Origin of the sequence: Acinetobacter sp. 1130196 (assembly GCF_000588095.1) — a bacterium.
Lineage (GTDB): Bacteria > Pseudomonadota > Gammaproteobacteria > Pseudomonadales > Moraxellaceae > Acinetobacter > Acinetobacter nosocomialis.
Genome location: NZ_JFWX01000077.1, coordinates 1 through 9149, shown reverse-complemented (window position 1 = coordinate 9149; position 9149 = coordinate 1). Strand labels below are relative to the sequence as shown.

Genomic DNA, 9149 nt, shown 5'->3' with positions numbered 1-9149 from the left:
GTAGAGGTGGATCAGGAAATTTGAACAACACTTATAAGTGATATTTTGCTCCCCAAATGATGTTATAAACATCAATATATGGAGTATTTTATGGCACATAGACCAAGAAGAAATCATTCAAATGATTTTAAAGCTAAGGTAGCACTTGCTGCGATTAAAGCAGAAAAAACACTTGCTGAATTGAGTGCTGAATTTGATGTTCATCAAAACCAAATTATCGACTGGAAAAATCAACTGATTTCAGCTTCCTCGCAAGCTTTCGATCAATCAAAAGCTCCAACAGAACCACCCATCGATCTAAAAAAACTACATGCAAAAATCGGTGAGCAGGCATTAGAAATTGATTTTTTAGAAGGTGTGTTGAAGAAACTGGGCCGCTTCAACCACAAAAGTTAATCGATGACTCACTTCAGATTTCAGTATCTAAGCAAGCTCAGCTGCTGAAAGTCTCCCGTGGTTGTTATTACTATCGCCCAAAACCTGTGAGTGCATCAGATCTGAAGCTGATGCGGTGTATGGATGAGTTACATATGCAATACCCTTTTGCAGGTAGCCGTATGATGCGTGATTTGTTGAATCGTCAAGGACATCATATAGGACGACGTCATACACGTACTTTAATGAAGAAAATGGGCATTAATGCGTTATATTGCAAACCAAATTTAAGCCAGGCTAATCAAGCTCACCGCAAATATCCATATCTGCTCAAAGGATTGGCTATTCAGCGCAGTAATCAAGTGTGGTCTACGGATATAACGTATATCCCTATGGCAAAAGGCTTTGTTTATTTATGTGCTGTGATTGATTGGCATAGCCGCAAGGTACTTGCGCATAGAGTATCGATTAGTATGGAGGTTACATTTTGCATAGAAACATTAAATGAAGCTATTGAAAAATATGGTCGACCTGAAATATTTAATACAGACCAAGGCAGTCAGTTTACCAGTGATGCATTTATTGATGTATTGAAATCAAATGGCATTCAAATCAGTATGGATGGTAAAGGTCGATGGGTAGATAATGTGATGGTTGAACGATTATGGCGGAGCGTTAAATATGAAGAGGTGTATCTCAAAGCTTATAGCAGTGTCACAGATGCGAAAAAGCAATTGAGTGCATATTTTGAGTTTTATAATCTGAAACGACCTCATTCGAGTCTAGACAAAATGACACCAAATGAGTTTTACTATGATCAGCTACCCCAACAAAACAAGGTGGCTTAACTAGAGCGGAATATCACTTATAAATACGCTTTTAGTTGTTCAAACATGTGGGACCACCTCTTGTGACCAAAAAGGAAAAATGAAAATACTGAGATTTCCTTATCAACAATCAGTCAAAGTACATCCTGATGAATTTCTGTAACCGATACCCAAGGACCATACCTACCTTCCGAAGTGCTGTGCAACAAAGCCCTCCTCAACCACACTATAGCTATAAATTAATTCCATTATTTTGTGGTTTAATTAAATTATTAAAGTTTAAGACCCAATTTAATGGATTTATATTTCACTAAACCCGAAGAAGTCGTGACGCTTTTAGGTGAGCGTTTACGTAAGCAACGACTCTTTTTGGAGATGTCTCAAGCTGAGGTTGCAGCACGCGCTGGTGTCGGCGTGAATACGGTTTCGAATCTTGAAGCGGGACGAAATGTATCTGTTGAAAATTTAGTCCGTATTGCAATGGTCTTGGGTCGATTAAACGAACTTCAGGAGCTGTTTCAACCTCAGCTTAACAGTGTAAAAGACATTCTACGCTATGAAAGTCAAAGTAAGCGCCAGCGTATTAAGAGGAAGGGATAATGCTCAACAGTCTTAATGTTTATTACAACGGTTGGGGCGAATCATGGTTATGGGGAACGCTGATTAGTTCAACAGCCACCACAGGTAGACCCACTATTGCTTTTGAATATAGTCCAGAAGCAATACAGCGAGGTGTTCAGCTCTCTTCTTATTTACTCCCTTTAAAAGGTCTACCACTGAGACAGGGTTTTCCTACTTATCAAATGGGATTACCTGGTCCAGTCTATGATGCTTTGCCGGATGGTTGGGGCATGTTATTAATGGATCGATATTTTCGAAAAATTGGACTGCATCCGGCACGAATCGGCCCTTTGGAACGTCTAACTTATATTAGCACCCATGCAACGGGTGCTCTCTCCTTTGAACCCTGTGTCGCAGATATGCAAACTTCAGAGAATATTCCCCTGCCGCAGTCCAAGAAGTCCTCAAAGGAGAAGGTGGCGAATTTTTACAACATTTGCTGGTCATGGGTGGCTCCCCCAAGGTGCCAGATCCAAAGCATTGGTTTACCGAGATCCTGTCAATTTTGAGTTTTCGACGCAAGCTTCTGATCAAAATGAAGCCTGGCTGATTAAGTTTCCTGCTCAGCAAGAGCATCCTGAAGTCTGCGCCATTGAAGCCGTCTATGCAGAATGTTTGCGACTTTGTGCAATCGAGACTCCAGACACCCATTTTTTTAATTTGCCCAATGGTTTAATGGCTTTTGCTGCTAAACGATTCGACCGTCAAAATGGCATGCGGATTCCAATGCAGAGTTTGGCTGCATATACCGGAGCAGACTATAAAGTTCCAGGTAGCCTAGACTACCGCAATTTTCTTCGGGCAACCTTGATGTGTACGCAAGATGTGCGAGAAAGGCTGCATACTTTTAAACGTGCTGTGTTTAATGTACTTTTCAATAATCGGGATGACCATACCAAGCATTTTTCTTTTCTCATGGCAAAAAATGGTCAATGGAAATTGGCTCCAGCCTATGACGTGACCTTCTGTGAAGGTCTAGGTGGTTATGATCAAATGGACATTGTGGAAGAAGCGCTCAATATTTCTCGAAATGACATACATAAACTCGGTACTTCAGAAGCGAATCTGACTACTCTAGAAGTCGATGAGATCATCTTGGCCATGCGTGAAATTGCACTTCAATTTAGTCAAATTGCGCAACGCCTGTATCCTCATCAAATTCGAGAATCTACCCTAGAGATGATTCAATCACGAATTCAACAAAATATTGATTTTTTAACTGAAACCTAAGCGTAAATATAAACTAAGCGCCAACCATCAACTTATAGTTAGTCGCTACATAATCTGTAGAACCTGTGAATTAGCTCGCTTTATAATCACGAATATTAGATGGATCACCGCCAAGATACGTTCTGCAAACGTGAAATCACTACATCCAGATCGAAAATCGCTAAGAAAAAACTATCACCAAAAAAAGGTCTGCACTATGGATAGATGCAGACCAAACTCTGGATAACTACAAGCACGAGAAATATGTCGCAATTTTGTATAGACATGAATTTGATAAAATCAGCCCAGAAAGCCAGAAATTCATAAAAACTATTTCATCAATCCCCTATAACTTAAATCACGTTCATGGTCGATCTTAAATCTTGCGAAAAGTACTCATGCTGACCTAGCCAAACTGTAAAACTCATGTATTCATAGCCTTTAAATGAATCTTTCAATCGTTATATTTAAGGTAAAAACTAGTAATCAGAAGTTATTATCATTCCCATATAAAACAAACATCAGATTAAAAACAATAACTTAGTAAATTATTTTTCCATTTTTTTATATTTAGTGTTATCTTTCCTAACTTCATCTGGGAGAGTTGAGTTTGATCATAGATCATTCGATAGCCTGCTTGTTGCATTTCTGCGATCAAATTCCGTTGGTCTATCCGTTCTCCCCCTTGATCTTTCGGCAGAAATTGACGCTTACCCCCGCCTAGAATCACATCAACCCCATCTTTTAATTTGACGTTATAACGCTGATAGATATCACCTTGCGAACTTGGTACTAATTGGGATGCTATGTCATTTTCAGCATCACGATGACAAATATGAGCATAAGTCGATGCTGGTGTAGCATGCGTAATGCGAGTTGTTGTGACTACCCCTGTACCCCAACCTCGTGCTTTGGCCAATTCGAGTAAAGTTTGGGTGTCTTGCTTATTTTGGTTCTGAGGATTGGTTCCACATTGATGATTTCCGGCCTGATTTGGTTCTACTGCAATTGTTCCAGTCTGCATGGATATCACTTCATTTTTCATTTTTACACCTGTCATATAGGCACCCAGCGATGGTGCGCTATCTGTAACCTGTGCACCTTCTGAGAAAGTACGAACAAATGCTGACTCTGGCAGTTGATCTATTGGCAGTTGGCCATCTTCACCAACAGCGTAAATTCGTGCAGCTGTTAGTGTCGTGATACCCATTGCATCTTCCAAGAAAAAAACCACACGTTGAGGCTGTTTTGATGGTTGTACTGAAGTAGAAGTTGATTGAACTAAAGCAGGACTTTGACAGCACGTCAAAATAACTGTGCCCAAACTACACCATGCCAAACTTATTAATTTTTTATTAAATTTTTTCTTATGCCAAAGCATTGCATCAACTCATCTTAGGATGGTCGAAAAATACGCTTTAAATATTCAATTTACATGACAAATTTATGAAAATATTATTATGACTACTTATATAAATTTTCCTAATTGCAAAAAATAGTGTAGCAACTTGCTACACTATTTTTTTACTTTATTTTTCTAACATTCGTTTTAGGAAAGCTTTTAATTCTTGTAAATTTTGATCATCAAATTGGCCCATTTTTAAAGATACCTTTAATGTATTATGGTCAAATTTGATATTACCAGCAACTTTCCCATCATATTCAATTTTATGTACAATTGAAGTTTGAATTACTTCTTTCGTTTCTCTTGACTTAAAGATTTTTTCAGCTAGTGATGCCAGTTTTGTCTGTTCAACTTCTTTTTTAAGCAATTTTGACCATGCTTCGAATAATGCTTCTTTAGCATTTTCATGGTTTTCATCATGATCTGATAGAAACTTTTTCACTGCTGTAGCAGCGGTCCGTGCTAATAATGACGGCTGTTTCTCCAAATCTTCAATCAACTCTCCAGGTAATTTTTCAAAAGATAAATATTTATACATATCTTCACGATTCATACCTAATGACTTTGCTAACTTCTGCTTATTTTTTTTTAATTTTTCATCCAAAGAAGTTAATCCAACATATATTTCATAATCTGTCAGATCTTCTCGCTTTAAATTTTCAGCTAATGTTAATAAAGCAACTTCTTCATCCGATGCATCAATAATGATTACTTCAATAGTGTTCTTATTGAGAAATTGGTGGGCTTTCAATCGTCTTTCACCAGCAATCAACTCATATTTATCATTTATTCTACGAACTGCAATTGGTTGTAATAGCCCAATTTCTTCAATTGATGCTGCTAAATCTTCAATATCTTGTTGATTAAAGAGTTTTCGAGGCTGGTTAGGGCTAGCCTGAATATCTGTAATTTGTACATTACGTCTTAGCTCTTTGACATCGTTAATATGCTCCTTTTGGGCATGTTGATGCTTTTGAGTATTTTGCTGAAGACGTTTAGCCAATAGCTCTTTATTACTTACCATAGTATTTCCAGAATTATATTATCCGACACGCTGAACAATTTCTTGTGCTAAAGTTTCAAAAGCTTTTCGAACTTTTGAGTTTTTATCAACAGATAATAAAGGTTGTTGCAAAATTGCAGCTTGATTAACCTTAGTGCTCATTGGAATTGTGGTATGCAATAATTCTCCAACTTGATTAAATGCTTCATCTTTTATTAATTTACATACATTCTGACGCTCATCATGTTTAATTAATAAAGCACCTAAGAGTTCTAATTCAGGGTTAACTCTTCTAATTTTACTTAAATGATTAATTAAATCAGTAACACCATAGAGACCGTATTGTGAACCAGATTCAATTGGAACAATAACATGTGTCGAAGCGGCTAAAGCATTGCTGGTTAGTAATTTTAAGCTAGGAGGGCAATCAATAAGAATGTAGTCATATAATCCTTCTAGAATTTCCAATTTATTTGAAAGTTCCTCGGATGGTCTTGGTGCATCATCTTTCAATTGATCTTCAGTTTTACCAAGAGTTAATGAGCCATATATTAAAGAAACATTTTTAAATTTTGTTTCTTCTTCTAATGCTTCCGATAATAGACTTATATCACCAATAAGTAATTCAGCTGATGTAGTTTCAACTTCGCTAGGGTGTCTTAATCCTATATGTAAACTTGCATTTGCTTGTGGATCCAGATCAATTACTAAGACCTTATTTCCTAATTCAGCAAGTTCTGAAGCAAGATGTACTACAGTAGTTGTTTTCCCGCAACCACCTTTATGATTAGCTACAGCAATGATTTTAGTTGACATATTTGTCTTAAGGAATTTACTTTGATTTCATTTAATATAAAGATATTTGTAGCAACTTGCTACAGTTCCTTTGTCATATTTTTATCTTTTGAATTCAAAAGATGTGGGAAAAACATTTCTTAACTTTTTTAAAAAATATAGCTAGCTAATTTTAATTAGTATTAATTAGTATTAATTAGTTAATTATAATTAGACAAGTTTTATTTTTTAAAAAACAATTAGATAGATTTTTTAAAGTGGAAGGTTTGTCACTAATAAGTGGAAGGCCTGTCATTGATAAGTGGAAGGCCTGTCACCGATAAGTGGAAGGTTTGTCACTAATAAGTGGAAGGTTTGTCACTGATAAGTGGAAGGTTTGTCACTATGGTGGAAGACTTGTCATTGTGATTTATTTTAATGTGTATTTTTTAATTTAAAACAATACGATTCAACTGCTTGTGATGTTGATAAGTTTGTTTTTATTGAAATAAAGGTGGAAGACTTGTCATTAGATGTTTTTTATTCTGTGGATAAAATATTTGTATAAAATTTAATTGATAACATGATGTTTGATAGTCAAGAATACCGGAATGGTGGAAGGCTTGTCACTTTAATGGTGGAATATGTGTTGAGTAATTCCACTTTAGTGGTGCTGTAGGCTATTCCTACTTTCAAATTGATTGCTTGAGCGACACAGATGAATTATCAAAGGTGGAAGAACTGTCACTTAAAAGTGTTTATTTTTATATTTATTCCACCATAAGGCTGAATAGTACCAAAATTGCACTTTAATAGTGACACTTCTTCCACTCTTAAGGTGTTTGATGGGCATAAACTGAGTTAATTTAATGTAAGTATGAGAAAATAGTGAGCGGTTTGCATCTTCTTCCACTTTTGTGTATAACATGTAGAAAATATTTTAATCTTTCCACTTATGAGCAATCACAACGAACCAGAAGAATTAGAACATCTACCTTATTGTATTGGTAACATTCGACATAATGGAGTAGTCAGCACTAGTAACCGTCTGATTAGACCAATTGAATTATCATCTAATGAGTATAAAGCTCTTCTTTATGCAATGGCTGTTGCGAATTATGGTGAGAAGAATAATCAAGATCGTGAAATTACAGAGCAAACTTATATTTATTTGCATAAAGATGATTTAGGCGAATTATTAGGATTAGATAAAAAGAATTCCATTAATGTTGCTATTGATCGTATTTATAAAGAATTATCATCACGAGTAGCTCATTTTGTAATTGAAGAGCCCGTGGATGATAATAAGCGTAAAGTTAAAAAAGTACACTCAGTAGTACCAATTATTCGTGAACTCCGTTGGGAAGATGATGCTAAAAATGCTTTGCAGATACGTTTCACCAGTGAAGTACTTCCGTATTTTACTCGTTTAGCAAATGGAAATTTTACGACCTATCAATTGAAAGATTTATTTGCTTTGGACTCTGTAACCAGTATGAGTTTGTATTCATACTTTATCAAAAATGAATTTAAGTATGCTAATCAAGATTCTTATGAGGTTGAACTTTCACTTGAGAATATCAAAGCATTAATTGATATTGGGGAGAAAAAATACGATCGTTGGGTTGATTTTAGACGATACGTTTTAGACAAGATTATTGAAGAAATTAATGAAAGGACTAGTCTTCAATTAGAGTACGATACCATCAAGAAAGGTCGACCTATTGTCGGAGTTCGATTTAAAATTCTTAATAGGCATGCCACTGAAGTTGTTGTATCTAATACTAATGATAAGACTCAAATCTATTTAGATGTCAATTTTGATGATAACGCGCTTGTTAAAGAATTAGGTGCGAAGTTCGATATGACTGTAAGGTCTTGGTACATCTATGCAAACGACCCAAATTATAAACAGTTTAGTAAGTGGTTTAAGACAGAAGGGTGCTTAACTGAATCTCAAGCAAATGTGATAGTTAATGATATTATGTTCCAAATGGATTTTGCTGTAGCTGGCAGTTCAATGAGTGAATTTAAGAAAGAAATGAAATATAAATTAAAAAATAATCCAAATTTTGTAAAAGAAAATAGAAAACGATTGAATGAAATCTTTGGAAAAGACGTTATATGACTGTGTAGCAAGTTGCTACACTTTTTACTATAAGATGTAAAATAAGCTTAATATCAGTTTATGTCATATTTTTATAGGGCTTTGTTGCATAAAGGTTTGAAAGATAGAAGCGATCCTAATTGAGCCAAATTCAAGTGACAACTTGGGTGTGAGGGCGCCCCAATTCTGTGAATTTGTTCAAAAGGGCTACGCGTGCATGAATCTCATTCACCTGACTAGGAAAACTCCTTGCTGTTAATTTATCGCCTAATAATTTGATGCAATGCATCTTGGTTTCCACCAAACTTCGACGGTGATAACCAGACCACTTTTTCCAAAGTGACCTTCCTAGCAGTTTGACTGTTTTCAATAACTCATTTCGCTCTATAGACCTGACTTGCTAATCTTTCCGAGGCTTTGTATTCTTCCTGGGTGGAATGACCGCATGTGCATCACGATTTAAAATGACTTGTCGGCAGTGCTTTGTGTCATAAGCACCATCTGTATAAACTGAATCAATTCGTTCATCCAAGGGAACTTGAGAAAGTAAATCTTCGAGCACTTGTGAATCGCTGACATTATTTGTCGTGAGTTGTACTGTACGTATTTGAAGGGTTTCAGCTTCTATAGCAATATGGAGCTTACGCGATTGGCGACGATATTCAGATCCATGTTTCTTGCATTTCCATTCCCCCCCACCTAGAAATTTCAAGCCAGTAGAGTCCACGAGTAGATGCAGACCATCTCTACTTTTTTGGTAACTAATTGCAATATCAATATGCTTTTGTCTTCTACAAAGCGTGGTGTAATCTGGTGCTGTCCAATTTA

6 protein-coding genes and 2 pseudogenes are annotated in these 9149 nt (G+C 36.1%); 4 read left to right on the top strand and 4 right to left on the bottom strand.

Features of this window, described 5'->3' with window-relative positions:
* Positions 1-78 precede the first annotated feature (78 nt).
* The 3 genes and pseudogenes from J671_RS25640 (at position 79) to J671_RS0105255 (ending at position 3053) form a co-directional block, all read left to right on the top strand.
* Positions 79-1223 (top strand): IS3 family transposase gene (locus J671_RS25640; RefSeq protein WP_106105085.1). Its coding sequence is split into 2 segments (ribosomal slippage): positions 79-343 and positions 343-1223, totalling 1146 coding nucleotides; the frame shifts between segments, so codons are not numbered across the junction.
* A 273-nt stretch (positions 1224-1496) separates the two neighbouring features.
* Positions 1497-1802, top strand: coding sequence for a helix-turn-helix domain-containing protein (locus J671_RS23895; RefSeq protein ID WP_000366815.1), 306 nt, complete (start codon positions 1497-1499; stop codon positions 1800-1802).
* Positions 1802-3053: pseudogene (locus J671_RS0105255) on the top strand (type II toxin-antitoxin system HipA family toxin). Before J671_RS23895 ends, J671_RS0105255 begins: the two are co-directional and overlap by 1 nt.
* 505 nt (positions 3054-3558) lie before the next feature.
* On the opposite strand, the gene J671_RS23890 reads toward J671_RS0105255, so the two are convergent.
* The 3 genes from J671_RS23890 to J671_RS23880 all read right to left on the bottom strand — a co-directional run bounded on the left by J671_RS23890 (position 3559) and on the right by J671_RS23880 (position 6256).
* Positions 3559-4356, bottom strand: a complete 798-nt coding sequence (locus J671_RS23890) for an alkaline phosphatase (protein ID WP_225247871.1) — start codon at positions 4354-4356, stop codon at positions 3559-3561.
* 205 nt (positions 4357-4561) lie between these two features.
* Positions 4562-5461: a ParB/RepB/Spo0J family partition protein gene (locus tag J671_RS23885; protein WP_000254418.1), complete on the bottom strand. Its 900-nt coding sequence runs from the start codon at positions 5459-5461 to the stop codon at positions 4562-4564.
* Positions 5462-5479: 18 nt separating this feature from the next.
* Entirely contained in the window at positions 5480-6256 is a 777-nt protein-coding gene (locus tag J671_RS23880; protein WP_000104830.1) for a ParA family protein, read from the bottom strand.
* Positions 6257-7169: 913 nt separating this feature from the next.
* On the opposite strand from J671_RS23880, the gene J671_RS23875 reads away from it, so the two are divergent.
* On the top strand, positions 7170-8342 hold the full coding sequence (locus tag J671_RS23875; protein WP_000064928.1) for a replication initiation protein: 1173 nt from the start codon (positions 7170-7172) through the stop codon (positions 8340-8342).
* A 130-nt stretch (positions 8343-8472) separates the two neighbouring features.
* Here the strand turns inward: J671_RS23875 and J671_RS0105250 are convergent.
* Positions 8473-9149 (bottom strand): annotated as a pseudogene (locus tag J671_RS0105250) (IS5 family transposase); the annotation flags it as partial.

Bases quoted from the DNA above. Each gene is read 5' to 3' on its own strand.
- J671_RS23885 (WP_000254418.1), bottom strand. From the start codon at position 5,461: ATGGTAAGTAATAAAGAGCTATTGGCTAAACGTCTTCAGCAAAATACT.
- J671_RS23895 (WP_000366815.1), top strand. From the start codon at position 1,497: ATGGATTTATATTTCACTAAACCCGAAGAAGTCGTGACGCTTTTAGGT.
- J671_RS23880 (WP_000104830.1), bottom strand. From the start codon at position 6,256: ATGTCAACTAAAATCATTGCTGTAGCTAATCATAAAGGTGGTTGCGGG.
- J671_RS23875 (WP_000064928.1), top strand. From the start codon at position 7,170: ATGAGCAATCACAACGAACCAGAAGAATTAGAACATCTACCTTATTGT.